Below are 209 nucleotides of genomic sequence, written 5' to 3' on the forward strand. Positions count from 1 at the left end.
CTCAGGTTGGAGCCCGCCGTCAGCGCCTGGGTCGCCGCCTTGCTGTTGTCCAGCACATAGGTCCAGGCGCCGGTGGTCGGATTTTGGGTGAAGGTACCGTAGCTGCCCAGTGCAGCAACCGCAGCACTGTTGTCATGCCCGCTCGCACTCCAGCCCACAAAGACCGCCGGGGTGTCGGCACCCACGGTGTCGTTGCCCAGCACGTTGCC

At 66.0% G+C, this 209-nt stretch carries 1 protein-coding gene; it reads right to left on the reverse strand.

All coding sequences use genetic code 11. From position 1 onward, the window contains the following. Window positions 1-209: VCBS domain-containing protein (locus tag KW821_RS21980; protein WP_218292890.1), on the reverse strand; the 209-nt coding region annotated here is incomplete at both ends.

The organism is Aeromonas sp. sif2416 (assembly GCF_019218665.1).
Lineage (GTDB): Bacteria > Pseudomonadota > Gammaproteobacteria > Enterobacterales > Aeromonadaceae > Aeromonas > Aeromonas encheleia.